Here is a 26,346-nt window from a genome sequence, read left to right on the forward strand (position 1 = left end):
TAGCGACAATATTACTACATATTTCTCATCACGAACCCGGCGCAGGCCGCGTGGGCCTTGGCCTGCCGCTATCGTGGCCAATTCGGCGCCGGGACGAAAAAACTGTCGGCGATCGGCGACGTTTATTTCCCGATATCAGGGGTTATACACCACACCGCCCGCCGGGCTGAAATGCTTATTTTAAAGTAAAAAAAAAGCGACCCTATAGGCCGCTTTCTTAAAGTTGGGTGCTTTGCACCCAAACATTACATCGCTTTTCTGGTGAGCTCGATAACGCGCAGTTTCGCGATCGCTTTCGCCAGTTCAGCGGATGCCTGAGCATAGTCGACATCGCCATGAGAGCTGCGAATGTGTTCTTCAGCTTTACGCTTAGCTTCCAACGCTCTCGCTTCGTCGAGGTCAGTACCACGGATAGCAGTGTCCGCCAGCACGGTAACCACGCTCGGCTGCACCTCGAGGATGCCGCCGGACAGGTAGATGAACTCTTCTTCACCGTGCTGCTTAACAATACGCACCATGCCAGGCTTGATGGCAGTCAGCAGCGGCGCATGGCCAGGGAAGATCCCCAGTTCACCTTCGCTGCCTGTCACCTGGATCTTCTGCACCAGGCCGGAAAACATCTGTTTTTCCGCGCTGACTACATCCAGATGGTAAGTCATAGCCATATCACCCTCCTCTCAAGGCGTTACAGTTTCTTGGCTTTTTCCACTGCTTCTTCAATGGTGCCAACCATGTAGAACGCCTGCTCCGGCAGGTGGTCATAGTCGCCGTCCATAATGCCTTTGAAACCACGGATGGTGTCTTTCAGCGATACGAACTTGCCCGGAGAACCGGTGAAGACTTCTGCCACGAAGAACGGCTGAGACAGGAAGCGTTGGATCTTACGCGCACGGGATACGACCAGTTTGTCTTCTTCAGACAGCTCGTCCATACCCAAGATCGCGATGATATCTTTCAGTTCCTGGTAGCGTTGCAGAATGGACTGCACGCCACGCGCTACGTCGTAGTGCTCCTGGCCAACAACCAGCGGATCCAGCTGACGGCTGGTGGAATCCAGCGGGTCAACGGCCGGGTAGATACCCAGAGAAGCGATGTTACGGCTCAGTACCACGGTTGCGTCCAAGTGCGCAAAGGTGGTGGCTGGTGACGGGTCAGTCAAGTCATCCGCAGGAACGTAAACGGCCTGTACGGAAGTGATGGAACCGGTCTTGGTCGAGGTGATACGTTCTTGCAGAACGCCCATCTCTTCCGCCAGCGTTGGCTGATAACCTACCGCGGATGGCATACGGCCCAGAAGTGCGGACACTTCGGTACCGGCCAGGGTGTAACGGTAGATGTTGTCAACGAACAGCAGAACGTCACGGCCTTCGTCACGGAATTTCTCCGCCATGGTCAGGCCGGTCAGCGCAACGCGCAGACGGTTACCTGGTGGCTCGTTCATCTGGCCGTAAACCAGGGATACTTTGTCCAGAACGTTGGAGTCGGTCATTTCGTGGTAGAAGTCGTTACCCTCACGAGTACGCTCGCCCACGCCCGCAAACACGGAATAACCGGAGTGCTCGATCGCGATGTTACGGATCAGCTCCATCATGTTTACGGTTTTACCCACGCCCGCACCGCCGAACAGACCCACTTTACCGCCCTTGGCGAACGGACAAATCAGGTCCATTACCTTGATACCGGTTTCCAGCAGTTCCTGGGAGCTGGACAGCTCTTCGTAGCTTGGCGCCGCGCGGTGAATCGCCCAACGCTCTTCTTCACCGATGTCACCTTTCATGTCGATCGGTTGACCCAATACGTTCATGATACGGCCCAGGGTAGCTTTACCCACCGGCACTTCAATCGGGTGGTCCAGGTTGTTCACTTTCAGACCGCGACGCAGACCGTCGGAGGTCCCCATTGCGATACAGCGAACCACGCCACCGCCCAGCTGTTGCTGAACTTCCAACACCAGTTTTTCGGTGCCGTTTTCTACCTCAAGGGCGTCGTACACTTTCGGTACGGCATCCTGAGGGAACTCGACGTCCACCACGGCGCCGATTACCTGGATAATCTTTCCAGTAGCCATCTTGAATCCTCTACGTAATTCGTAAACCTAGCTTAAACCGCGGAGGCTCCCGAAACGATCTCGGTGAGTTCCTGAGTGATGCTGGCCTGACGCGCCTTGTTGTATACCAACTGCAGCTCTTTGATCAGGCTACCGCCGTTATCGGTTGCGGCTTTCATCGCGACCATTCGTGCGGCCTGCTCGCTGGCCAGGTTTTCCACGACGCCCTGATAAACCTGCGACTCCACATAGCGGCGCAGCAAGGTATCAAGCAGCACTTTTGGATCGGGTTCATACAGGTAATCCCAAGGCGTTTTCTTCAGCTCTTCGTCATCGGCTGGCGGTAACGGCAGCAGCTGAAGCACCTGCGGCTCTTGGGACATCGTATTAACAAATTTGTTGCTGACAATGTACAGCTTGTCCAAACGACCTTCGTCGTAGGCCTGCAGCATCACTTTCACCGGCCCGATCAGATCCGACAGGGAAGGTTTGTCCCCCATGCCGGTCACCTGGGCAACCACGTTGCCGCCCACGGAACCAAAGAAAGAGGCCGCTTTAGAGCCAATCAGCGCCAAATCGGTTTCGACGCCTTTTTCGGACCAGGCTTTCATCTCCGCCAGCAGCTTTTTGAACAGGTTGATGTTCAAGCCGCCGCAGAGACCACGGTCAGTAGACACCACCAGATACCCGACGCGCTTAACGTCACGCTCATCCAGGTACGGGTGCTTGTACTCCAGATTCCCTAACGCAAGGTGACCAATCACTTTGCGCATGGTCTCTGCATAAGGACGGCTGGCCGCCATGCGATCCTGCGATTTACGCATTTTGGAGGCGGCGACCATTTCCATCGCTTTAGTGATCTTTTGCGTGTTTTGCACGCTAGCGATCTTACTACGTATCTCTTTTGCGCCGGCCATCTCTGCTTCTCCTCAGTGCCAGACGGCCTGCTGTCTTTCAACAGCAGGACCGTTCGGCGTTACCAGGACTGGGTTTTCTTGAAGGTCTCGAGGATGTCTTTCAACTTGCCCTCGATCTCATCATTGAAGTTGCCAGTTTGGTTGATGTGGTTCAGCAGCTCGGCGTGCTCGCGGTCCGCATAGGCGACCAGCGCGGCTTCGAAGCTCACCACTTTGGCGACTTCGACGTCGTTCAGGTAACCGCGTTCTGCGGCAAACAGCACCAGAGACTGTTGTGCGACCGACATCGGCGCATACTGTTTCTGTTTCAGCAGCTCGGTCACTTTCTGACCGTGGCTCAGCTGTTTGCGGGTCGCGTCGTCCAGATCGGATGCGAACTGGGAGAACGCAGCCAGTTCACGATACTGCGCCAGCGCGGTACGGATACCGCCGGACAGTTTCTTCATGATCTTGGTCTGCGCGGCGCCACCAACACGGGATACGGAGATACCCGGGTTAACTGCCGGACGAATACCGGAGTTGAACAGGTTGGATTCCAGGAAGATCTGACCATCGGTAATCGAGATTACGTTGGTCGGAACGAACGCGGAAACGTCACCCGCCTGGGTTTCAATGATCGGCAGAGCGGTCAGTGAACCAGTTTGGCCTTTAACTTCACCTTTGGTGAAGGCTTCAACGTATTCGGCGTTAACGCGCGCTGCACGCTCCAGCAGACGGGAGTGCAGGTAGAATACGTCGCCTGGGTAAGCTTCACGACCTGGCGGACGACGAAGCAGCAGGGAAATCTGGCGGTAAGCAACGGCCTGTTTGGACAGGTCATCGTACACGATCAGCGCATCTTCACCGCGGTCACGGAAGTATTCGCCCATTGCGCAACCGGCGTATGGCGCCAGGTATTGCAGTGCAGCGGATTCGGAAGCGGTCGCCACCACCACGATGGTGTTGGCCAGTGCGCCGTGCTCTTCCAGTTTGCGCACCACGTTAGCGATGGTGGACGCTTTCTGGCCGATAGCCACGTAAACGCATTTGATGCCGGAGTCGCGTTGGTTGATGATCGCATCGATCGCCAGCGCGGTTTTACCGGTCTGACGGTCACCGATCACCAGCTCACGCTGGCCACGGCCGATTGGAATCATGGCATCAACGGATTTGTAGCCAGTCTGAACCGGCTGATCAACGGATTGACGCTCGATAACGCCTGGCGCGATAGCTTCTACCGGAGAGAAACCGTCGTTCTCAATCGGGCCTTTGCCGTCGATTGGCGCGCCCAGGGTGTTAACTACGCGGCCCAGCAGACCACGACCGACTGGAACTTCCAGGATACGGCCGGTGCATTTAACCTTCATGCCTTCGGCCAGATCCGCGTACGGACCCATAACCACGGCACCGACGGAGTCGCGCTCCAGGTTCAATGCGATTGCGTAACGGTTGCCAGGCAGCGCGATCATTTCGCCCTGCATAACGTCGGCCAAGCCGTGTACGCGGATGATCCCGTCGCTGACGGAAACGATAGTACCTTCATTGTGAGCTTCGCTCACTACATTGAACTGAGCAATGCGCTGCTTGATCAGTTCGCTGATTTCGGTGGAATTCAGTTGCATGCTCCAGTCCCCTTAAGACTGCAAGACGTCTGTCAGGCGTTCAAGACGACCGCGAACGCTGCCATCAATCACCATATCGCCGGCGCGAACAACGATGCCGGCCAGTACAGACTTGTCAATTTTGCAATTCAGCTTAACTTTGCGTGACAGACGTTTTTCCATCGCAGCGGCGATTTTCGCCTGCTGTTCGTCGCTCAGCGCGCTCGCAGAGAGCACTTCGACTTCGACGGTGGATTCCAGCGAGGCGCGCAGTTCGATGAACTGCTGCAGCACGGCAGGAAGAACCAGTAAACGTCCATTTTCGGCCATTACGCGGATAAAGTTCTGGCCATGTTCGTCGAGCCGATCGCCACAAACCGCGATGAACGTCTTGGACAGCGTTTCTGGCGCGACCGCGCCAGACAGCAGTTCAGAAATCTGTTCATTGCGAGTGACTTCAGCCGCAAACGCCAGCATTTCCTGCCAGCGCTCTACGCTTTGGTGCTCAACGGCAAAGTCAAAAGCTGCTTTGGCGTAGGGGCGAGCTACAGTGACAAATTCAGACATCAGCCCCTCCCTCCTTACAGTTCAGCGACCAGTTTATCAACGATGTCGCTGTTAGCAGCTTCATCCACGGAACGTTCGATGATCTTCTCGGCGCCGGCAATTGCCAGCATCGCGACTTGCTTACGCAACTCTTCACGAGCGCGCTTACGTTCGGCTTCGATCTCAGCCTGAGCCTGCGCCACGATTTTGTTACGTTCCTGCTCGGCTTCGGCTTTCGCTTCATCCATGATCTGAGCTTTGCGTTTGTTCGCTTGCTCGATGATCACCTGAGCTTCTGCTTTAGCAGTTTTCAGCTGGTCGGTCGCATTGGCTTGCGCTAAGTCCAGATCTTTTTTGGCACGCTCTGCAGAAGCGAGGCCGTCAGCGATTTCTTTCTGACGTTTCTCGATGGCAGCCATGATCGGCGGCCATACGTACTTCATGCAGAACCAGACAAACAGAACGAACGCGATGGCCTGGCCGAGGATTGTTGCGTTAAGATTCACAGCACAATGCCTCTTTAAAAGTTAATAGTTTGGTTACGTCGTAGAGGGTTGCTCTACTTACGCGACGGCGAACATCACGTACAGACCCAGACCTACAGCGATCATCGGGATGGCGTCGACCAGACCCATAACGATAAAGAACTGTGTACGCAGCAGAGGAATCAGGTCAGGCTGACGAGCAGCGCCTTCCAAGAATTTACCACCCAGGATGCCGATACCGATCGCAGCACCGATTGCCGCTAAACCCATCATCACAGCGGCAGCCATGTACAGCAGATCCATACTCAGGTTTTCCATGACAGTCTCCAGTTTGTTTCAGTTTAAAAGTGCAAGTGTTTTAAGAAAATCAGTGCTCTTCAGACGCCATCGACAGATAGACGATCGTCAGAACCATGAAAATAAAGGCTTGAAGCGTAATGATCAGGATGTGGAAGATAGCCCAAGGCAAGCTCAGGACCCACTGTGACCACCACGGCAACAGGCCGGCAATCAGGATGAAGATCAACTCACCCGCATACATGTTGCCGAACAGTCGCAGACCCAGTGAAACAGGTTTGGACAGCAGGCTGACACCTTCAAGAATCAGGTTGATAGGAATGAATACAGGGTGGTTGAACGGCTGCATGGTCAACTCTTTAACGAACCCGCCAACGCCTTTCATTTTGATGCTATAGAACAGAATCAGGATAAACACGCCCAGCGCCATAGACAGCGTGACGTTCACGTCGGCGGTAGGCACGACGCGCAGCGCAGGCAGACCGAGAACGTGGGTGCCGAGATAAGGCAGGAAGTCAACCGGGATGAGGTCCATCAGGTTCATCAGGAACACCCAGACGAACACGGTCAGCGCCAACGGCGCAATGACCTTGCTCTTGCCGTGGTACATGTCGCGCACGCTGCTGTCGACGAAACCGACCACCAGCTCCACGGCGGTTTGCAGTTTACCCGGCACGCCGCTGGTGGCGTTTTTGGCCACTTTGCGGAAGATCACCAGGAAGAGCGCCCCGAGGACGACGGAGAAAAACATCGAGTCGAGGTTAATCGACCAAAACCCAGTCCCGACCTGAAGCTGCGTCAGGTGGTGACCGATATACTCCTGTGGAGTCAAGACTTCTCCTGCAGACATGATGCCTCTTACCCTTATTTAGTTAAGTTCGGTAACTGTTAATCACGGCCGGTGCCACTATCTGCACCACTAACACCGCTAAATAGGTCAGGCCAAGCGGTATAAACTCCGCCTTGAACACCCCCAGCGCCACGATCAGCAAAACGATGGTGATCACGACCTTTAGCCCCTCGCCGATGGCGAACGACCAGGCAACCCTACCGGGCGCCGGCGTTTGCGCCTGATGGCGCAAGGCAAACAGCATAAACATTGCACTCGGCAACCAGGCGGCGAGACCGCCTGCCAGCGCCGAAGCGCTCCATTCCGGGCTTTTCAGCCAGAAAGCAACGCTGATCAGAACAAAAGTCATTAACTGCAAAAACAGCAGTTTGCGTGCGACTTTCCCGCTGTAAAGGGACACAGACATGACGTTTGTTCTCTCCGTACCCCAGAGGGGGTATGCTGAGTGACGTATACAACTGTTTTTGCTGTCCAGAGTCAAGCAGCAAAAAACGAGCAAATTATACGGGGCATACCAACGAATTCAATCGATAAGTAGCGAAAAGGTGAACAATTATTTAAATTTCCCTATTCCAGCCTATTTTCACAAGAAAACGGTCGGAATAATAGGGCGCATTTAATTGTCTGATTATTCCAGCGTTGCGTTTAGAAACGCGAAGCCGATCACAGTAATGTCCCTTCCTGATTTATAGCCGATGGTCAACCAAACCGTCTTTAGCAATTTGAGCGATCAAAAGATTATATAAATCAAAACATTATCAGTTAACTGTTCAAAAACAATCCGTATACCCGACGAAAACCTTTATTGACAAGCCGCGGGGCAATATTCCAACAGCCAATTAACATTAGCAGCAAACGCCAATCTTTCGCACATGATTGCTAACGTGACTATTTCCAAATGCAATTACTCTATTGTCGCTAATTAGCCGCGTTTTTTGTGTTAATAGAAAGTAAATTAACTAAAAAAAGCGACCAACTAATTAGCCTGCTTATCTTTCTGCCTGGTACTGACTTTAATTCACGCTTGTTTGATCAAAAGCAAACTCAGTTTGCCTTAAGAATCACCAGGTGGCGTTCGCCTTCCAGTTCAGGCACCTGCAGCCGCACGATGGACTCCAGGCTAACGCCCGCCGGCAGCTGCGTCAGCTCTTCATCCGGGCGCACGCCTTTCAACGCGTAAAAACGCCCCTGCCCTTTCGCCGGCAGGTGATGGCACCAGGACAGCATATCCTGCAGCGAAGCGAACGCGCGGCTGATCACGCCGTCGAACGGTGGCTCGGCCGGAAACTCCTCAACGCGGCTCTGCACCGGCTCGATATTGTTCAGGCCCAGCTCATGCTGCACCTGACGCAGGAAACGTACGCGCTTGCCCAGGCTGTCGAGCAGCGTGAAATGCGCGTCCGGGCGCACGATCGCCAGCGGAATGCCCGGCAAGCCGGGGCCGGTGCCGACATCGATAAAATGCGAGCCCTGCAGATGCGGGTTGACCACGATGCTGTCGAGGATGTGGCGCACCAGCATTTGCTGCGGATCGCGCACCGACGTGAGGTTATAAGCCTTGTTCCACTTATCCAGCATGCCGACATAGCCCAGCAGCTGCTGTTTCTGCTGATCGGGCAGCTCAATGCCTGCTGCCGCGAGCAGCGAGTCTAATTTTTTTTGCACAACGGATCCTTTGGCAGGCGCTGAACGACCAGCGGATGGTTAGCTGGCGCAATGAGGCGCCTATGATAATTCAGGGCGCAAGTGATGTCAGCGGCCGTTTGGCTACGGGATGAGCAAACGGCCGCCTGGCTGCGGGATTTATGCGCTGCGGCGCAGCAGTCCCTGCTTTTTCAGCCAGATCAGCAAAATCGAGATCGCCGCCGGCGTAATGCCGGAGATGCGCGAAGCCTGGCCGATGGAGTTCGGTTTGTGATCGTTCAGTTTGGCGATCACCTCGTTCGACAGCCCAGAAACCTGACGGTAGTCGAGATCCAACGGCAGCACGGTGTTCTCGTTGCGCTGTTGTTTTTCGATCTCTTCCTGCTGACGAGCGATGTAGCCTTCGTATTTGACCTGGATCTCGACCTGTTCGGCGGCTTGTACGTCGTCCAGCGGCGGCGCGAAGGCCTCGGTGCCGGTCAACTGTGCGTAATCCATCTCCGGGCGGCGCAGCAGCTCTTCGCCGTTCGCTTCGCGCGACAGCGGCGCTTTCAGCAGCGCATTGACCTGTTCGACGTTCTCGGCGTGCGGGTGCATCCAGATGTCGCGCAGGCGCTGACGTTCGCGTTCGATTCGCTCCAGCTTCTCGCTGTAACGCGCCCAACGCACGTCGTCCACCAGGCCGAGTTCACGGCCTTTTTCCGTCAGGCGGAGATCGGCGTTGTCTTCGCGCAGCATCAGACGATACTCGGCGCGCGAGGTAAACATGCGGTACGGTTCTTTGGTGCCGAGGGTGCTGAGATCGTCCACCAGCACGCCCAGGTAGGCCTGATCGCGACGTGGCGCCCAGCCTTCCTGTTCGTCGGCGAAGCGCCCGGCGTTCAGGCCGGCCAACAGGCCCTGCGCAGCGGCTTCTTCATACCCGGTGGTGCCGTTGATCTGGCCGGCGAAGAACAGCCCCTGAATGAATTTGCTTTCCAGCGTCGGCTTCAGATCGCGCGGATCGAAGAAATCGTACTCGATGGCATAACCAGGGCGAATAATACGCGCGTTCTGCATCCCTTCCATCGAACGGACGATCTGCATCTGCACGTCGAACGGCAGGCTGGTGGAAATCCCGTTAGGGTAAATCTCGTTGCTGGTCAGGCCTTCCGGTTCGAGGAAGATCTGGTGCGCGTTGCGATCGGCAAAGCGCATGACCTTGTCTTCGATCGACGGGCAGTAACGTGGGCCGATCCCTTCGATGATCCCGGCATACATCGGGCTGCGATCGAGGTTATTGCGGATCACGTCATGGGTTTTTTCATTGGTGTGGGTGATGTAGCACGCCATTTGTTCCGGGTGCTGGCTGGCATCGCCCAGGAACGAGAATACCGGCACCGGCGTATCGCCGTGTTGTGGCGCCAGTACGCTGAAATCGATAGTGCGGGCGTCGATGCGCGGCGGCGTACCAGTTTTCAAGCGGTTGACGCGCAGCGGCAGTTCACGCAAACGCTGCGACAGCGAGATCGAAGGAGGATCCCCCGCGCGGCCGCCGCTGTAATTCTCCAGGCCGATATGGATCTTGCCGTCCAGGAAGGTGCCGACGGTCAATACCACCGCCTTGGCGCGGAATTTCAGGCCCATTTGGGTGACGGCGCCCACTACGCGATCGTTTTCGACGATCAGATCCTCAACCGGCTGTTGGAAGATCATCAGGTTGGGCTGGTTCTCCAACGCGGTGCGGATCGCCTGGCGATACAGCACGCGATCCGCCTGCGCGCGAGTAGCGCGAACGGCAGGGCCTTTGCTGGCGTTTAGTATCCTAAACTGGATGCCGGCATGATCGATCGCCGTGGCCATCAGGCCGCCGAGTGCATCAATTTCCTTAACCAGATGCCCTTTACCAATACCGCCAATCGCCGGGTTACAGGACATCTGTCCCAGCGTATCGATATTGTGTGTCAATAATAAAGTCTGACGTCCCATGCGCGCCGCGGCCATGGCGGCCTCGGTACCTGCATGGCCACCACCGATGATGATGACGTCAAATTGATCTGGATAAAACATGGAACTGCACCTCGCCGTATTGCGAACGATCGTATTTGCCCTGGGGTGGGGGATTCTACTCAAGTTTAGACGATCGACCAAGCGGTCAGGATCGCCGGTAATTAAAAGAAGATCTTTTTTATTTAAAGATCTCTTTATTAGATCTCTTATTAGGATCGCGATCCTCTGTGGATAAGTAACTATTCACGAAGAAGATCAGCAGATTAAGGAGGATCGTTTGCTGTGAATGATCGGTGATCCCGACGCAGATAAGCTGGGATCTAAAAGGCTTGTTATGCACAGGACAAAAAACGACCTACGGTTGTTATTTGGATAACTACGGCTTTTACCCTGCTTTTAAGCTTAGTTATCCACAATCGTTCGCGCGATCTTTAGACAAACTAGAGTAAATTAATCCAGTTTTTTACCCATTCCTCGGCCGGATCCTCGGGAATTTCATGCTCGGTCACGTCGATCTCGAGACGATCGCCGATCCTTTTCGCGCCTCTGGCGATCAGCAGATCGTCGATCTGTTTGATCGCGCCGCAGAAGATGTCGTATTCCGAACTGCCCAAACCGACGGCGCCGAACTGCACCTCGGAAAGATCCGGCTGTTGTTCGGCGATCTGCTCCAGCAGCGGCTGAAGGTTATCCGGCAGTTCGCCGGCGCCGTGCGTGGAAGAGACCACCAGCCAGCGGCCGGTCAACGGCAGTTCATCCAGTTCAGGGCCGTGCAGCATCTCGGTAGAGAAACCCGCGTCTTCCAGCTTTTCAGCCAAATGTTCAGCCACGTATTCGGCGCTGCCAAGCGTACTGCCACTGATCAGAGTAATGTCTGCCATGAACCAACGATCCCAACCTTCTCACTCAAAGTGGCTGCATTGTACGCTGTGAATCGGCTGGGATCTACCTGTGGATAATGTGGGTATGCAATTTGGCGGGTTACGGCACGATGGTGCGCATAATGGGGTTCTGCAGCGAGATCAGCGTTTCGGTAGACTGGATCTCGTCGATGGTCTGGATCTTGTTGATAAGTACCTGCTGCAGTGCGTCGATCGATCGGCACATCACCTTGATAAAGACGCTGTAGTGGCCGGTGGTGTAATAGGCTTCCACCACTTCCTCCAGGCTTTCCAGCTTTTTCAGCGCCGAAGGGTAGTCCTTGGCGCTCTTTAATATGATGCCGATAAAGCAGCACACATCGTAGCCCAGCTGTTTGGGGCTGACGTCGATGCGCGCGCCGGTGATGATCCCGGCCTGTTTCATCTTCTCTACCCGCACATGAATGGTGCCGGGGCTGACGGCGAAGTTTTTCGCCAGTTCGGCGTACGGCGTGCGCGCGTTGTCCATCAGAGCGTTGAGGATGCCGCGATCGAGATTATCGATCTGATAAATTTCCGCCATTTAATCCCCTATTAATTAACGATTGTTGAATTCTGTCCGGGTAAAAATGAACGATTAAAAGTGAAAAGGCAATATTGATTAATGGATATTGAATTGACATGTCATTTTGTTGCTTAATCGATGGCAACAGAGACAGGTTTACAAGAGATACGGCAATGAAAAAACAGTTTATCCAAAAACAACAACAAATCAGCCAGGTCAAATCCTTCTTCTCCCGCCAGCTGGAGCAACAGCTTGGCCTGATCGAAGTGCAGGCGCCGATCCTCAGCCGTCTGGGCGACGGTACGCAGGATAACCTCTCCGGCAGCGAGAAAGCGGTGCAGGTTAAGGTGAAAACCCTGCCGGACGCCACCTTCGAAGTGGTGCATTCATTGGCGAAATGGAAACGTAAAACGCTGGGCAGCTACGATTTCGGCGCCGGCGAAGGCCTGTACACCCATATGAAGGCGCTGCGCCCGGATGAAGATCGCCTGACGCCTATCCACTCGGTGTACGTCGATCAGTGGGACTGGGAACGGGTGATGGGCGACGGAGAGCGCAGCCTGGACTACCTGAAAAGCACCGTGCGCAGCATTTACGCCGCCATCAAGGCGACGGAGGCGGAAGTCAGCCGCGAGCATGGTCTGACCCCGTTCCTGCCGGAACAGATCCACTTTGTGCACAGCGAAACCCTGCTGCAGCGTTACCCGGATCTGGACGCCAAAGGGCGCGAGCGGGCGATCGCCAAAGAGCTGGGCGCAGTGTTCCTGATCGGCATCGGCGGCAAGCTGTCGCACGGCAAATCGCACGATGTGCGGGCACCGGATTATGATGATTGGACCACCCCGGCGGCGGATGGCCTGGCGGGCCTGAACGGCGATATCGTGGTGTGGAACCCGGTGCTGCAGGACGCTTTCGAGCTGTCCTCTATGGGCATCCGCGTCGACGCCGCCGCGCTGAAACGTCAGCTGGCGCTGACCGGCGATGAAGAGCGCATGAAGCTGGAGTGGCACCAGTCGCTGCTGCGCGGCGATATGCCGCAGACTATCGGCGGCGGCATCGGTCAGTCGCGCTTGGTGATGCTGCTGCTGCAACTGTCGCATATCGGCCAGGTGCAGTGCGGCGTGTGGTCGCCGGAAGTGCGCGGGGCGGTCGAAGGCCTGCTCTGATCCCGCCTAGCGCCGCCAGCGGCGCATCAAACGGCTTTTCAGCCCGGTATCGAAGCGCCAGATATGATCGAAGATGCGCATGATGCCGGGTTTGCCGTAGGCGGACATCGCCACCGCATGGAAACGCTGCTGGTGGCTTTGCTGCTGCTGTTTCACCTTCTTTATTACCTCCTCCGGCAACCGCTGGGCGATAAAATCGGAAATGATCACCGCATCGGCGTCAAACCAGCCGCTCTCCGCCATTTTGGTGACGGTGGCGTTCAGGCAGGCCGCCAGATCGGTGCCGCCGCGAAACTGCTGGCCGAGAAAGCGCACCGCCTGTTCGATGCCGCTGGCGGCGGTGAGCTCGTAATGCACGATCTGGTTGGCGAACAGCATGATGTAGCAACGGCGGTTGTCCGCCAGCGCAATGCGCAGCAGCGCCAGGCAGAACGCCTTGGCGCACTGTTCGTTGAAGCCGCCCATCGATCCTGAGGTGTCCACACAGACGATAAACGGCCCGCGCGGCTGTTGATCCTGCTGCTGATGGGTGACCTGGCGGATCAGGATCTGCTCCTGCCAGACGTCGCCCTGCAGGCGGTAGCTCAGCAGCCGCTTTTCCAACAGGCGGCGATAAAATTCGAACTCCAGCTCTTCAATGCCTAGCGTCGCCAGCTCCGGCGGCAGCAGGCGCAGGATGTCGTCGCTCTGATGAATGCCGCTCACTTCTTCCGGTAGCGTGGCCGGCACCTGCACCATCACCCTGAACGGCTCCGGCTGCGCGTCCTGTTGCTGCACCGCCTTGGCCTGATAGCTGCGGCCCAACTGCTGCGCCAGCTTTTTCAGCTCCGGCTGCTGCTGCAAAAAGTTGCCGTACTCCACCAGCCGCTGGTAATCGCCGCGCTGTAGCTGGCCTTTGCTCATGTCCCACAGCCTGCCGGCGGCGGTGTCGTTTTCCGACAGCAGCGGCTCCAGCGCGCCGCTCAGCGCCAATCGCTCCTGCAGTTCCGCCATCAGTTGCTCGCGCTCCTGTTCCAGAAGCTGGTGGTGCAGCATGGTGGCCTGCAGCGTCAGGCTGATGCGCCAGCGCTGCAGGAACAGGGTTTGGAAGCTGTCGTCCAGCGGATGATTGGGCAGATCGGCGGCGTCCACCAGCGCGCGCGCCTGTTCATAAAACGGCGAGACCAGCTGGCGCAGCAGCTCCATCGTGTCGTTGAGGTTGTGATAGAACTGGGTGTTGTTCTCCAGCTGGCACTGTTGGTAGCGGTAAAATTCCTGCGCCAGCGCCGGCGGCACCATAGCTTCTTGCAGACGCTCCTTGAGCTGCAGTTTCCAGCGTGGCAGATCGCGATCCAGCGCCCGGCGAAGGGCCGGAAACTTTTTAAAGAACACCGACAGCTGCGGCGCCGCCAGCATGCCGACGATCATCTCCTCGATCATTTCGCCTTCGGCGATCGCCAGCAGCAGATCGAGCGTCTCCAGACTGAGCATGGTTACTGGCCGCGCATTTGCTGCAGTTGCTGTTTAACCTGCTCCGCCACCTGCAGCAGACTGGCTTCGATCTTGGCCAGGCCGGCGGCGGGTGTGAACAGACAGGGCTGATGTTGGCTGAAGGCGCGGCGCTGCTCCGCCAGGCGTTGGGCCAACGCGTCCATTTCGTCCAGCAGCGCCTGCGGCGTGGCGGTGGCCTGTTTGCCTGGCAGCGCCAGCAGCGACGGCTGGCGGCTGACGTCCAGCACCGTCAGGTGCAGTTGGTCGTCGACCTCCAAATCGATCGGCTGCGCGAAGCCGATGCCGTTCAGCTTGGCGCGCACGTCGCCGCCTTTTTGCAGCCAGTTGTCCAGCACGCTGCTTTCGATGCTCAGATGGTTGACCTGAATGTCATGCAGCTGCAGCGGCTTTTGCAGCAACAGGGTGAGGGTGCCGCCGGCGAACGGCGTGGCCGGTGCGTATTGCGGTTTACGGCTGAACATGCCGCCCTTTTTCACCAGGCTGATGGCCTGCCGGTCGCTTTGTTGCTGCTGATCCTGCAGCCAGCGGGTGTGGATTTGTTGCAGTTGGATCAGCATCGACTGTTGCTGGTAGGCCGATTCGGTCAGCAGCTGATCGATCTGCTGTTGCAGCAGCTTCAGCGAGGTGAGATCGTGCCACAGGCAGTCTTTCAGCAGCATCAGGTCGAGCGGGGCGATGGCGTCGCGCCCGCTGAAGAAGGCGCAGGCCTGCAGCAGGCGCAGGGCTTTTTTCCAGCGTCGGTCAGAGACGTACGGCGCCTGTTCCAGCGCGTCCAGCCGCTGGCGCAGCTGGAAAATCAGCTCAAAGCAGGCTTCCGGCAGCGCCACCTTATCGATCTGCGGCTGCCACTGCAGAAACTCTTCGTCGCTGACGCTCAGCGCCGCCGGCACCGGGTTTTGGCTTTCGCTCTGGCGGTTGACCAGCAGCGAGCGGAAATTCTGCTTATCCTGCACCTTATCCAGCCACAGGCGGATCAGCATGCGGTCATATAAGGCTTCGAGGCTGTTGTCCGCTTCGGGCAGTTCGTTGGAGGCGGTCACCAGCAGGCGCAGCGGGATCGGTTCTTCGCTGTTGCCGTTGCGAAAGCGCCGTTCGTTGATCGCCGTCAGCAGGGTGTTGAGGATCGCCGGGCCGGCCTTCCAGATCTCGTCCAGAAACACGATCTCCGCTTCCGGCAGGTAGCCGGCGGTCAGACGCTGATAGCGCCCCTCATCTTTCAACGCCTGAATGGAGAGCGGGCCGAAGACCTCTTCCGGCGTGGAAAAGCGCGTCATCAGGTATTCAAAGGAGCGGGCGTTGCGGAAGGCAAACTTCAGCCGGCGCGCGATCAGGCTCTTGGCGATGCCGGGCGGGCCGAGCAGGAATACGCTTTCGCCGCTCAGCGCCGCCAGCAGGCACAGGCGAATCGCTTCTTGCCGCTCATAAAGACCGCTCTCCAGCGCGCTGCTGAGGCGGGAAATTCGTTCTGCCAGAAGGGATGATGGCGTCATATAATTGTCGCATTGTCCGAGAGTTAGCCAATCTTGGTCGATAATCCGATGATAAACCACCATTATTTTTAGTGGTATAGCTTGTTGATTAGTAATATTTTTCTAAGTTGAGCCGGATATCCGGTTCACATTTTGTTTATTTTTCGGCTCTGATATAAGGGTAGGCAAGCCGTATAAATGGTGCATACTGTGCGGCTTTCTGGTGGGCGTGACGGATCTTTGAGCCCGTATTTTGCCTGATGCGGATGCATCGCTAACGGATGTTCTGATAAAGAAACGAATTATGAGCGCAGAGCATAAGCAGTCCTTATCGGCGGTAACCCTGGCGGCCATCGGCGTGGTCTACGGTGATATCGGCACCAGCCCTCTCTATACGTTGAGAGAGTGTTTCTCCGGCCATTACGGCTTCGATGTTCGTCCAGACGTGGTTTTCGGCTTCCTGTCGCTGATTTTCTGGATGCTGATCGTGATCGTTTCCCTCAAATATCTCACCTACGTGATGCGCGCGGACAACGCCGGCGAAGGCGGCATTCTGACGCTGATGTCGCTGGCCGGGCGCAATACCTCGGCGCGCACCACCGCGGTGCTGGTGATACTGGGCCTGATCGGCGGCAGCTTCTTCTATGGCGAGGTGGTGATCACCCCGGCGATCTCGGTGATGTCGGCGATAGAGGGGTTGGAAATCGCCGCGCCTGCGCTCGATGCCTATATCGTGCCGCTCTCTATTCTGGTGCTGACCCTGCTGTTCGTTATCCAAAAACACGGCACCGGCAGCGTCGGCAAGCTGTTCGCCCCGGTAATGCTGTTGTGGTTCATCGTGTTGGCGGTACTGGGCGCGCGCAGCATCATTTCGAACCCGGAAGTGCTGCAGGCGCTGAACCCCAAATGGGCGCTCAACTTCTTCATGGAATATAAGAAGGTGTCGTTCTTTGCGCTGGGGGCGGTGGTGCTGTCGATCACCGGCGTCGAGGCGCTGTATGCCGATATGGGGCACTTCGGTAAGTTCCCGATCCGCCTGGCCTGGTTCACCGTGGTGCTGCCTTCGCTGGTGCTCAACTACTTCGGCCAGGGCGCGCTGCTGCTGAAAAACCCTGAGGCGATCAAAAACCCGTTCTTCCTGCTGGCACCCGACTGGGCGCTGATCCCGCTGCTGATTCTGGCGACCCTGGCGACGGTTATCGCTTCGCAGGCGGTGATTTCCGGCGTCTTCTCGCTGACCCGCCAGGCGGTGCGCCTGGGCTATCTGTCGCCGATGCGCATTATTCACACCTCGGAAATGGAATCCGGCCAGATCTACATTCCAGTGATCAACTGGACGCTGTACATCTCGGTGGTGCTGGTGATTGTCGGTTTCGAACACTCCAGCAACCTGGCGGCGGCGTACGGCATCGCCGTCACCGGCACCATGGTGCTGACCAGCATTCTGGTCACCTCGGTGGCGATCAACAACTGGCACTGGAATCGCTTCCTGGCGCTCGGCATCGCTGCCATCTTGCTGATCATCGACGTGCCGATGTTCTCCGCCAATGCCCTGAAGCTGTTCTCCGGCGGCTGGTTGCCGCTGACCTTGGCGCTGGTGATGTTTATCATTATGACCACCTGGAAGAGCGAGCGCTTCCGCCTGCTGCGCCGCCTGCATGAACACGGCAACTCGCTGGAGGCGATGATCGCCTCGCTGGAGAAATCGCCGCCGGTGCGGGTGCCGGGTACCGCGGTGTTCCTATCGCGCGCCACCAACGTCATTCCTTTTGCGCTGCTGCACAACCTGAAGCACAACAAGGTGCTGCATGAGCGCGTGGTGCTGCTGACGCTGCGCACCGAGGATGCGCCTTACGTGCACAACGTGCGTCGGGTGACCATCGAGCAGCTGTCGCCGACCTTCTGGCGGGTAGTGGCCAGCTACGGCTGGCGGGAAACGCCGAACGTCGAGGAGGTATTCCACCGCTGCGGGCTGGAAGGGTTGCCGTGCCGCATGTCGGAGACCTCGTTCTTCATGTCCCATGAATCGCTGATCCTCACCAAGCGGCCGTGGTACCTCTACCTGCGCGGCAAGCTGTTCGTCGCCCTGAGCCGCAACGCGCTGCGCGCGCCGGATCAGTTTGAGATCCCGCCGAACCGGGTCATCGAGCTCGGCACACAGGTCGAGATCTAACCCGCCAGACAGGGGCTCAGCATGGCTGAGCCCCTTTTGTTTGCGCATTGTTCGTGCGTGAACGAAACGTTTCGATAGCGATCACACTTCTGCATTGTGCCGGTTGCCTTCCCCTGCCGTTTTTTTAAACTCCCCCAGGGAGCGAAACGTTTCGCTAGCGGAGTGAGAAGATGAAAAAAGGCGTATTACTGAATTCCGACGTGTCTGCCGTGATTGCCCGGCTGGGGCATACCGACCAGCTCACCCTGTGCGACGCGGGCCTGCCGATACCGGCGGCGACGCAGCGCATCGATCTGGCGCTGACGCAGGGCGTGCCGACCTTCATGCAGGTGTTCGCGGCGGTCACGCAAGAGATGCAGGTAGAAAGCGCCATCCTGGCGGAAGAGATCGTGAAACAGAATCCGTCGCTCCACGAGGCACTGTTGGCTGAACTGACCGCACTGGGCCAACGCCAGGGCAATACCATCAGCGTGCGTTATATCAGCCATCAGGCGTTTAAAGCGCAAACCGAGCACAGCCGGGCGGTGATCCGCAGCGGGGAGTGTTCGCCTTACGCGAACCTGATCCTGTGCGCCGGCGTAACTTTCTGAGGCGTTTATGCAACCTTTACTGCAACTGAAAGGGATTGATAAAGCCTTTCCCGGCGTGAAGGCGCTTTCCGGCGCCGCCCTCAGCGTTTATCCCGGCAAGGTGATGGCGCTGGTGGGGGAAAACGGCGCCGGGAAGTCCACCATGATGAAAGTGCTGACCGGCATCTATCAGAAAGACGCCGGCAGCCAGTATTTTCTCGGTAACGAGGTGGCGTTCAACGGGCCTAAAGATTCGCAGGAAGCGGGCATCGGCATTATCCATCAGGAGCTGAACCTGATCCCGCAGCTGACGATTGCGGAAAACATCTTCCTCGGCCGCGAGTTCGTCAACCGTTTCGGCCGCATTGACTGGAAGCGTATGTACGCCGAGGCCGATCGCTTGCTGGCGCGCCTCAACCTGCGCTACAGCAGCCACCGGCTGGTGGGCGAGCTGTCGATCGGCGATCAGCAGATGGTGGAGATTGCCAAGGTGCTGAGCTTCGAATCGAAAGTGATCATCATGGACGAACCGACCGACGCGCTGACCGACACCGAAACCGCCTCGCTGTTCAAAGTGATCAACGAGCTGAAGGCCGAAGGGCGCGGCATCGTTTATATCTCGCACCGCCTGAAAGAGATTTTTGAAATCTGCGACGACGTGACCGTGTTCCGCGACGGGCAGTTTATCGCCGAGCGGCCGGTGAGCGAGCTGCAGGAAGATTCGCTGATTGAGATGATGGTCGGCCGCAAGCTGGAAGAACAATACCCGCGCCTTGATTTGCCGCGCGGGGAAAAACGGCTGGAAGTCAGCCACCTTTCCGGCCCCGGCGTTGAGGACGTCAGTTTTACGCTGTATCGCGGCGAGATCCTCGGCGTGGCCGGGCTGATGGGCGCCGGGCGCACCGAATTGATGAAGATCCTGTACGGCGCCGCGCCGCGCAAGGCCGGCACCGTCAGCCTGGATGGCCGCGAGGTGGTCACCCATTCGCCGCAGGACGGGTTGGCGAACGGCATCGTCTATATCTCGGAAGACCGCAAGCGCGACGGCCTGGTGCTGGGCATGTCGGTGAAGGAAAACATGTCGCTGACCGCGCTGCGCTACTTCAGCCGCGCCGACGGCAGCCTGAAACAGGCCGACGAGCGGCAGGCGGTGGGGGATTTCATCCGGCTGTTTAATATCAAAACGCCGTCGATGGAGCAGCCGATCGGTCTGCTTTCCGGCGGCAATCAGCAAAAAGTGGCGATCGCCCGCGGCCTGATGACTCGGCCGAAGGTGCTGATCCTCGATGAGCCGACGCGCGGCGTCGACGTCGGCGCCAAAAAAGAGATCTATCAGTTAATCAACCAGTTCAAGCAGGAAGGGCTGAGCATCATTCTGGTGTCTTCGGAAATGCCGGAGGTGATGGGCATGAGCGATCGCATTCTGGTGATGCACGAAGGGCATCTCAGCGGCGAGTTCCCGATTGAACAGGCCACCCAGGAAGCGTTGATGGCGGCAGCCGTCGGCAAGCAATACGGCGTAAAGCAGGAGTAATCAGATATGAGTTCCCAGACTATCGCAGCCAAGCGCTGGTTCAGTAAAGAGTGGCTGTTAGAGCAGAAGTCGTTGATTGCGCTGCTGGTGCTGATCGCCGTGGTCTCTTCCATGAGCCCGAACTTCTTCACCCTGAACAATCTGTTCAATATTCTGCAGCAAACCTCGGTGAACGCCATCATGGCGGTGGGGATGACGCTGGTGATCCTTACGTCCGGCATCGATCTGTCGGTGGGATCGCTGCTGGCGCTGACCGGCGCGGTGGCGGCGTCGATCGTCGGCTTTGAGGTCAACGCGCTGGTGGCGGTGGCGGCGGCATTGGCGCTGGGCGCCGCGGTTGGCGCCTGCACCGGGGTGATCGTCGCCAAAGGCAAAGTGCAGGCCTTTATCGCCACGCTGGTGATGATGCTGCTGCTGCGCGGCGTCACCATGGTGTACACCAACGGCAGCCCGGTCAACACCGGTTTCACCGACGTGGCCGACACCTTCGGCTGGTTCGGCATCGGCCGCCCGCTGGGCGTGCCTACGCCGATCTGGATCATGGCGATCGTGTTCATCGCCGCCTGGTATATGCTGCACCACACGCGCCTGGGCCGCTATATTTATGCCCTGGGCGGCAATGAAGCGGCAACCCGCCTGTCCGGCATCAGCGTCGATAAGGTGAAGATTATCGTCTACTCGCTGTGCGGCCTGCTGGCGGCGCTGGCCGGGGTGATCGAAGTGGCGCGCCTGTCGTCGGCGCAGCCGACCGCCGGCACCGGCTATGAGCTGGACGCCATCGCCGCCGTGGTGCTGGGCGGCACCAGCCTGGCCGGCGGCAAGGGCCGCATCGTCGGCACGCTGATCGGGGCGCTGATCCTCGGCTTCCTGAACAACGGCCTGAATTTACTGGGTGTTTCTTCCTACTACCAAATGATCGTGAAGGCAGTGGTGATACTGCTGGCGGTTCTGGTAGATAACAAAAGCAACAAGTAACCTCCCCCTACAGGAATCACGATGATGAAAATGAAAAAACTGGCAACCTTAGCCTCCGCCATCGCGCTGAGCACCACCCTGAGCGCCAATGCCATGGCCAAAGACACCATCGCGCTGGTGGTGTCCACCCTCAACAACCCGTTCTTCGTCTCAATGAAGGATGGCGCGCAGCAAGAGGCCAACAAGCTGGGCTACAACCTGGTGGTGCTGGATTCCCAGAACAACCCGGCGAAAGAGCTGGCCAACGTGCAGGATCTGATGGTGCGCGCGCCCAAGCTGCTGCTGATCAACCCGACCGACTCCGATGCGGTGGGCAACGCCATCAAGATGGCCAACCAGGCTAAGATCCCGGTCATCACGCTGGACCGCGTGGCGAGCAAGGGCGAGGTGGTGAGCCACATCGCTTCGGACAACCGCGTGGGTGGCAAAATGGCCGGCGACTTCATCGCCAAGAAAGTAGGCGCCGATGCCAAGGTGATTCAGCTGGAAGGCATCGCCGGCACTTCCGCCGCGCGTGAACGCGGTGAAGGCTTCAAGCAGTCGCTGGATCAGAATAAATTCAAACTGTTGGCCAGCCAGCCGGCCGATTTCGATCGCACCAAGGGCCTGAACGTGATGCAGAACCTACTGACCGCGCACCCGGACGTGCAGGCGGTGTTCGCCCAGAACGATGAAATGGCGCTGGGTGCGCTGCGCGCGCTGCAAACCGCCGGTAAAACCGACGTGATCGTGGTAGGCTTCGACGGCACCGCCGACGGTGTAAAAGCGGTTGAAGGCGGCAAGCTGGCGGCGACCGTGGCGCAGCGTCCCGATCAGATCGGCGTGATCGGTGTGGAAACCGCCGATAAAGTGCTGAAAGGCGAAAAAGTGCCGGCGACCATCCCGGTCGATTTGAAACTGGTCACTAAATAAGTCATACCAGCGCCATCGGAACGGGGCGTTTACGATGGCGCGCAATTCAGGAATCAATGCGATGGAAACAGGTAAGCTGGTGGTTCTTGGCAGCATCAATGCCGACCATATCCTCAATATTGAACACTTCCCCCACCCGGGCGAAACGGTGATCGGGAAACAGTATAAGGTGGCGTTTGGCGGCAAGGGCGCGAATCAGGCGGTGGCGGCCGGGCGCAGCGGGGCGGAGATCGCCTTTATCGCCTGCGTGGGCGCCGACGACATTGGTGAACGTGTCCGCCGGCAGCTGGCGAGCGATCGTATTGATATCCAACCGATTGAAGCCATCACCGGCAGCACCACCGGCGTGGCGCTGATCTTCGTCAACGCCGAAGGCGAGAACGTGATTGGCATCGATGCCGGCGCCAACGCCGCGGTGACGCCGGATTACCTGGCGCGCTACCAACAAAAAGTGATCGATGCCGACGCTTTGCTGATGCAGCTGGAGTCGCCGCTGGAGACGGTGATCGCCGCCGCCCGCCTGGCGAAGCAGCATCACACGCAGGTGATCCTCAACCCGGCCCCGGCGCGTGAGCTGCCGGACGAGCTGCTGGGCATGATCGATATGATCACCCCGAATGAAACCGAAGCCCAGCGCCTGACCGGCATCACCGTGGACAACGACGCCGATGCGGCGCGCGCGGCGCAGGCGCTGCACGACAAGGGCATCGCGACGGTGATCATCACCCTCGGCAGCCGCGGCGTGTGGCTGAGCGAAAACGGCAACGGCAAACGGGTGCCCGGCTTCAAGGTGCAAGCGGTGGATACTATCGCCGCCGGCGATACCTTTAACGGTGCGCTGGTCACAGCCCTGTTGGAAGGCAAGGCCATGGCCGACGCGGTGCGTTTCGCCCATGCGGCGGCGGCGATCGCCGTGACCCGCCCTGGCGCGCAGCCTTCGGTGCCGTGGCGTGAAGAGATCGACGCCTTCTTGCAGCAGCAGGGGTGATCCTTTGGCCACCATGAAAGATGTCGCCCGCCTGGCGGGCGTTTCAACCTCTACCGTTTCGCATGTGGTCAACAACAATCGCTTTGTCAGCGACAGCGTGCGCGACAAGGTCATGGCGGCCGTAGAACAGCTGAACTATGCGCCTTCCGCGCTGGCGCGCAGCCTGAAGCTCAACCAGACGCGCACCATCGGCATGCTGGTGACCGCCAGCAACAACCCGTTTTATGCCGAAGTGGTGCGCGGCGTGGAGCGCAGCTGCTATGAACGCGGCTACAGTTTAATCCTGTGCAATACCGAAGAAGACGCCGCGCGCATGAACCGCAGCATGGAGACGCTGCTGCAAAAGCGCGTCGACGGTTTGCTGCTGATGTGCACCGAAAACCACCGGCCATCGCAAGATGCCCTGAGCCGCTACCCGTCATTGCCGATCGTGATGATGGACTGGGCGCCATTCGAGGGCGCCAACGACATTATTCAGGATAACTCGCTGCTGGGCGGCGAGATGGCGACCGATCATCTGATCGCCCGTGGCTACCGCAAAATCGCCTGCATCGCCGGCCCGCAGGATAAAACCACCGCTCGTCACCGACTGGAAGGCTATCGCAACGCGATGCGGCGCGCCGGATTGCCGGTTCCGCCAGGGTATGAAGTGCATTGCGATTTTGAGTTTGAGGGCGGCGTGAACGCCATGCGCCAACTGCTGGCGCTGGACGAGCCGCCGCATGCGGTGTTCGCCGGCAACGACGCGGTGGCGGTGGGCGTTTATCAGGTGCTGTATCAGGCCGGGCTCTCCGTGCCACAGGATATGGCGGTGATGGGCTACGATGACATTGAGCTGGCGCGCTATCTGGCGCCGCCGCTGAGCACCATTCATCAGCCGAAGGATTCGCTGGGCGAACTGGCGATCGATGCGCTGATCAATCGCCTGCAGAACCCAGAGCGCGCCCCCCAGGTGCTGGTGCTGACGCCCGAGCTGGTGGAACGCGCCTCGGTGGGCCGCCGTTAACTCGCCGCCTTCACTTCTTTCTTGCTTTCCTGGCCGCTGATCAAATTGCGGCCATCCTTCCTTCTCAGCAACATAAACACCAGCGCCGACGCCACGGTGACGATCCCCATGGTGATAAAGGTGTAATGGAAGTGGTCGATCATGGTGCCTAACGACAGAGATTCGTAAAAACGCAGCACCGCCGCGCTGATCGCCACGCCGAAGCTGATGGACAGCTGTTGGGTGACCGCCAGGACGCTGTTGCCGGCGCTGGCGTTGGCGTCGTTCAAATCCGCCAGGCTGATGGTGTTCATGGCGGTGAACTGGGTGGACATCGCCATGCCCAGCACGAACAGCGGCAGGATCATCAGCCACAGCGGCATGCCCGGGCTTTGCAGGGCGAACTGGGCGATCAGCACCCCGATGATGACGGTGATGCCGACCAGCGTTTTACGGTAGCCGAACCAGCGCAGCACCTGAGTGACGGTGGATTTCGCCATCAGCGAACCGATGGCGGTTGGCGCCATCATGCAGCCGGCGACGATCGCCGTGTAGCCAAATCCCACCTGCAGCATGAGCGGCATTAAAAACGGCACGCAGCCGGTGCCCAGCCTGGAGGCGACGTTGCCGGCGATGCCGACCGAGAAAGTGCGGGTTTTGAACAGGTCGAGACCGATCAGCGGCTGAGGATGACGGCGTGCGTGCGCGATATAGCCGAACAGCATCACGAAGCCGCTGAGCAGAATGCCCAGCGAAACGTAGCTCGCCAGTACCCGCTCGCCAAACAGCTCCAGCCCGGTAGAGATCAGCACCAGGCTCAGGCCGAACAGCATAAAGCCAAGGAAGTCGAAGCGGCGCTTGGGCGTGGTGAAGTCCGGCATGTATTTACGCGCATAGAAGATACCGAGCAGGCCGATAGGGATATTGATCAGGAAAATCCAGTGCCAGGTGGCGTAGGTGACCAGCCAGCCGCCCAGCAGCGGCCCCAGAATCGGCCCGACCAGGCCGGGCATGGTGACGAAGTTCAGCACCGGCAGCAGTTCGCTGCGTGGGTAGGCGCGCAGTAGCGCCAATCGCGCGACCGGCATCATCATCGCGCCGCCGATGCCCTGCAGCACGCGAGAGGCGACCAGCGCGCTCAGCGTAGGGGACAGAGCGCACAGCAGCGAGCCGAGGGTGAATAACGTGACGGCGAAGATGAACACGCGCCGGGTGCCGAAGCGGTCCGCCAGCCAGCCGCTGACCGGGATCAGCATCGCCACCGTCAGCGTGTAGCTGATGACGGCCGATTGCATCGCCAGCGGCGAACGCCCCAGGCTTTGGGCGATCGCCGGCAGCGCGGTATTGAGGATAGTGGCGTCCAGCGCCTGCATAAAGAACGCCATTGCGGCGATCCACGGAAGTCCTGCCATACTGCGCGCGGATTGGGTCATGGTCGGTCCTGGTTAAATGGTCGTCTGTCCCTTGTCTCTTTCTTCTATATATAAGCGGGGAGCGTGTCTAGTCTTTCTCTTTCAGCAGTATCTGGCAGGCGACGAGCGCGCCGGCGCTGTCTCCGGCGAGTATCGCATCGACGATAGCCTGATGATGGCGCAGCTTGATCACTTCATTGCCGGTGATGGCGCGGAAGTAGCTTTGGTACACCGAACTGAACAGGTTGGCGAACGAGGTCAGGAACGGGTTGCCGCTGGCCTCGTAGATGAGCTGGTGGAATTGGGTATCGACCTGGATCCAACGCTCGCGATCAAACTGGGTATGCAGCGCGCGCATTTCCGCCATCAGCTCCGCCAGCAGCTTGGTTTGCTGCGGGCTGGCGTGGTTTGCCGCCAACGCGCAGGCCTGCGGCTCCAGCGAGGTACGCAGGATAAGGAAGTGTTGCATCACCTGATCGAAGTTTTCCCGCGTCATCCACCAGGTCAGTAAATCCTGATCGAGGAAATTCCATTGGCTCTGCGGCATCACGCGGGTGCCGATGCGCGGGCGCGGTAGCAACATGCCTTTGGCGGCTAACATCTTTACCGCTTCGCGTACTGCGGTGCGGCTGACGCCGAATTGCTCGCCCAGTTCCATTTCACCGGGCAGGATGCTGCCGGCCTGATAATCGCCCGCCAGAATTTGTTGGCCAAGTTTCTCTGCAAGCAGATAAGAAAGATTGCGTTGGGCGGCCTGTTGTTGTGCATTTAACGGCATGGCTGCGGGTCCTTACTGACATCGTTATTTCTATTTTACTCCAGTGATCGCCAGCTTTTATGGCTGTTTGCCTGAAAAAGTGACATAAATTCGTCGCTTTTTCGCCCTTTTGTT

The 26,346-nt window shown here is 58.2% G+C and carries 25 protein-coding genes; 8 read left to right on the forward strand and 17 right to left on the reverse strand.

Annotated features, from left to right (window positions below; genetic code table 11):
- Nucleotides 1–245 precede the first annotated feature (245 nt).
- The 13 genes from ACJ8HN_RS20970 to asnC form a co-directional block, all read right to left on the reverse strand.
- Complete coding sequence (locus tag ACJ8HN_RS20970; protein WP_004933814.1) at nucleotides 246–665, reverse strand: F0F1 ATP synthase subunit epsilon; 420 nt, start codon at nucleotides 663–665, stop codon at nucleotides 246–248.
- 20 nt (nucleotides 666–685) lie between these two features.
- A complete protein-coding gene (gene atpD, locus ACJ8HN_RS20975) occupies nucleotides 686–2,068 on the reverse strand; it encodes a F0F1 ATP synthase subunit beta (RefSeq protein WP_004933813.1) in 1,383 nt (460 codons plus the stop codon).
- Between the two features lie 32 nt (nucleotides 2,069–2,100).
- On the reverse strand, nucleotides 2,101–2,964 hold the full coding sequence (gene atpG, locus ACJ8HN_RS20980; protein WP_004933811.1) for a F0F1 ATP synthase subunit gamma: 864 nt from the start codon (nucleotides 2,962–2,964) through the stop codon (nucleotides 2,101–2,103).
- Nucleotides 2,965–3,023: 59 nt separating this feature from the next.
- Nucleotides 3,024–4,565 (reverse strand): F0F1 ATP synthase subunit alpha, encoded by a 1,542-nt coding sequence (atpA, locus tag ACJ8HN_RS20985; RefSeq protein WP_033636516.1) that lies wholly within the window; start codon nucleotides 4,563–4,565, stop codon nucleotides 3,024–3,026.
- 12 nt (nucleotides 4,566–4,577) lie between these two features.
- A complete protein-coding gene (atpH, locus tag ACJ8HN_RS20990; RefSeq protein ID WP_033649565.1) occupies nucleotides 4,578–5,111 on the reverse strand; it encodes a F0F1 ATP synthase subunit delta in 534 nt (177 codons plus the stop codon).
- A 14-nt stretch (nucleotides 5,112–5,125) separates the two neighbouring features.
- The gene (atpF, locus tag ACJ8HN_RS20995) at nucleotides 5,126–5,596 is read right to left on the reverse strand and encodes a F0F1 ATP synthase subunit B (protein ID WP_004933804.1); all 471 of its coding nucleotides are present in this window, start codon (nucleotides 5,594–5,596) and stop codon (nucleotides 5,126–5,128) included.
- A gap of 57 nt (nucleotides 5,597–5,653) precedes the next feature.
- On the reverse strand, nucleotides 5,654–5,893 hold the full coding sequence (gene atpE / locus ACJ8HN_RS21000; protein WP_004093904.1) for a F0F1 ATP synthase subunit C: 240 nt from the start codon (nucleotides 5,891–5,893) through the stop codon (nucleotides 5,654–5,656).
- A 49-nt stretch (nucleotides 5,894–5,942) separates the two neighbouring features.
- Nucleotides 5,943–6,722 (reverse strand): F0F1 ATP synthase subunit A, encoded by a 780-nt coding sequence (atpB, locus tag ACJ8HN_RS21005; RefSeq protein WP_025160299.1) that lies wholly within the window; start codon nucleotides 6,720–6,722, stop codon nucleotides 5,943–5,945.
- 22 nt (nucleotides 6,723–6,744) lie between these two features.
- Nucleotides 6,745–7,128 carry a F0F1 ATP synthase subunit I gene (atpI, locus tag ACJ8HN_RS21010; protein ID WP_004933796.1) on the reverse strand — a complete coding sequence of 128 codons (384 nt, stop codon included), beginning with the start codon at nucleotides 7,126–7,128 and terminating at the stop codon, nucleotides 6,745–6,747.
- Between the two features lie 638 nt (nucleotides 7,129–7,766).
- Nucleotides 7,767–8,387 (reverse strand): 16S rRNA (guanine(527)-N(7))-methyltransferase RsmG, encoded by a 621-nt coding sequence (gene rsmG, locus ACJ8HN_RS21015; protein ID WP_442523900.1) that lies wholly within the window; start codon nucleotides 8,385–8,387, stop codon nucleotides 7,767–7,769.
- A 138-nt stretch (nucleotides 8,388–8,525) separates the two neighbouring features.
- Nucleotides 8,526–10,415 carry a tRNA uridine-5-carboxymethylaminomethyl(34) synthesis enzyme MnmG gene (gene mnmG, locus ACJ8HN_RS21020; RefSeq protein WP_033649567.1) on the reverse strand — a complete coding sequence of 630 codons (1,890 nt, stop codon included), beginning with the start codon at nucleotides 10,413–10,415 and terminating at the stop codon, nucleotides 8,526–8,528.
- Nucleotides 10,416–10,795: 380 nt separating this feature from the next.
- Complete coding sequence (mioC, locus tag ACJ8HN_RS21025) at nucleotides 10,796–11,236, reverse strand: FMN-binding protein MioC (RefSeq protein WP_033649568.1); 441 nt, start codon at nucleotides 11,234–11,236, stop codon at nucleotides 10,796–10,798.
- A 100-nt stretch (nucleotides 11,237–11,336) separates the two neighbouring features.
- Nucleotides 11,337–11,798, reverse strand: a complete 462-nt coding sequence (asnC, locus tag ACJ8HN_RS21030) for a transcriptional regulator AsnC (RefSeq protein WP_004933786.1) — start codon at nucleotides 11,796–11,798, stop codon at nucleotides 11,337–11,339.
- A 155-nt stretch (nucleotides 11,799–11,953) separates the two neighbouring features.
- Between asnC and asnA the strand changes: the two genes are divergently transcribed.
- Nucleotides 11,954–12,946, forward strand: a complete 993-nt coding sequence (gene asnA / locus ACJ8HN_RS21035; RefSeq protein WP_033636511.1) for an aspartate--ammonia ligase — start codon at nucleotides 11,954–11,956, stop codon at nucleotides 12,944–12,946.
- 6 nt (nucleotides 12,947–12,952) lie between these two features.
- On the opposite strand, the gene viaA is transcribed toward asnA, so the two are convergent.
- Both viaA and ravA read right to left on the reverse strand, forming a co-directional pair.
- Nucleotides 12,953–14,416, reverse strand: coding sequence for an ATPase RavA stimulator ViaA (gene viaA / locus ACJ8HN_RS21040; RefSeq protein ID WP_033649569.1), 1,464 nt, complete (start codon nucleotides 14,414–14,416; stop codon nucleotides 12,953–12,955).
- A gap of 2 nt (nucleotides 14,417–14,418) precedes the next feature.
- Nucleotides 14,419–15,927 carry an ATPase RavA gene (gene ravA / locus ACJ8HN_RS21045; RefSeq protein WP_086556989.1) on the reverse strand — a complete coding sequence of 503 codons (1,509 nt, stop codon included), beginning with the start codon at nucleotides 15,925–15,927 and terminating at the stop codon, nucleotides 14,419–14,421.
- 283 nt (nucleotides 15,928–16,210) lie between these two features.
- Between ravA and kup the strand changes: the two genes are divergently transcribed.
- The 7 genes from kup to rbsR all read left to right on the forward strand — a co-directional run bounded on the left by kup (nucleotide 16,211) and on the right by rbsR (nucleotide 24,063).
- Nucleotides 16,211–18,079 (forward strand): low affinity potassium transporter Kup, encoded by a 1,869-nt coding sequence (gene kup, locus ACJ8HN_RS21050; RefSeq protein WP_033636508.1) that lies wholly within the window; start codon nucleotides 16,211–16,213, stop codon nucleotides 18,077–18,079.
- Nucleotides 18,080–18,249: 170 nt separating this feature from the next.
- Nucleotides 18,250–18,669, forward strand: coding sequence for a D-ribose pyranase (gene rbsD, locus ACJ8HN_RS21055; RefSeq protein ID WP_033649571.1), 420 nt, complete (start codon nucleotides 18,250–18,252; stop codon nucleotides 18,667–18,669).
- A gap of 7 nt (nucleotides 18,670–18,676) precedes the next feature.
- Entirely contained in the window at nucleotides 18,677–20,182 is a 1,506-nt protein-coding gene (rbsA, locus tag ACJ8HN_RS21060; RefSeq protein ID WP_033636505.1) for a ribose ABC transporter ATP-binding protein RbsA, read from the forward strand.
- 6 nt (nucleotides 20,183–20,188) lie between these two features.
- Nucleotides 20,189–21,157 carry a ribose ABC transporter permease gene (rbsC, locus tag ACJ8HN_RS21065; protein ID WP_019455467.1) on the forward strand — a complete coding sequence of 323 codons (969 nt, stop codon included), beginning with the start codon at nucleotides 20,189–20,191 and terminating at the stop codon, nucleotides 21,155–21,157.
- 24 nt (nucleotides 21,158–21,181) lie between these two features.
- A complete protein-coding gene (gene rbsB, locus ACJ8HN_RS21070; RefSeq protein WP_442523906.1) occupies nucleotides 21,182–22,069 on the forward strand; it encodes a ribose ABC transporter substrate-binding protein RbsB in 888 nt (295 codons plus the stop codon).
- A gap of 61 nt (nucleotides 22,070–22,130) precedes the next feature.
- Nucleotides 22,131–23,057: a ribokinase gene (gene rbsK / locus ACJ8HN_RS21075; protein WP_060419950.1), complete on the forward strand. Its 927-nt coding sequence runs from the start codon at nucleotides 22,131–22,133 to the stop codon at nucleotides 23,055–23,057.
- Between the two features lie 4 nt (nucleotides 23,058–23,061).
- A complete protein-coding gene (rbsR, locus tag ACJ8HN_RS21080; protein ID WP_060419952.1) occupies nucleotides 23,062–24,063 on the forward strand; it encodes a ribose operon transcriptional repressor RbsR in 1,002 nt (333 codons plus the stop codon).
- Here the strand turns inward: rbsR and mdtD are convergent.
- Nucleotides 24,060–25,475 carry a multidrug transporter subunit MdtD gene (mdtD, locus tag ACJ8HN_RS21085; protein WP_442523901.1) on the reverse strand — a complete coding sequence of 472 codons (1,416 nt, stop codon included), beginning with the start codon at nucleotides 25,473–25,475 and terminating at the stop codon, nucleotides 24,060–24,062. The genes rbsR and mdtD overlap by 4 nt on opposite strands.
- Nucleotides 25,476–25,542: 67 nt before the next feature.
- Entirely contained in the window at nucleotides 25,543–26,232 is a 690-nt protein-coding gene (locus ACJ8HN_RS21090; RefSeq protein WP_033653941.1) for a FadR/GntR family transcriptional regulator, read from the reverse strand.
- Nucleotides 26,233–26,346 lie beyond the last annotated feature (114 nt).

The organism is Serratia sp. CY29653 (assembly GCF_052169255.1).
Classification (GTDB): domain Bacteria; phylum Pseudomonadota; class Gammaproteobacteria; order Enterobacterales; family Enterobacteriaceae; genus Serratia; species Serratia sarumanii.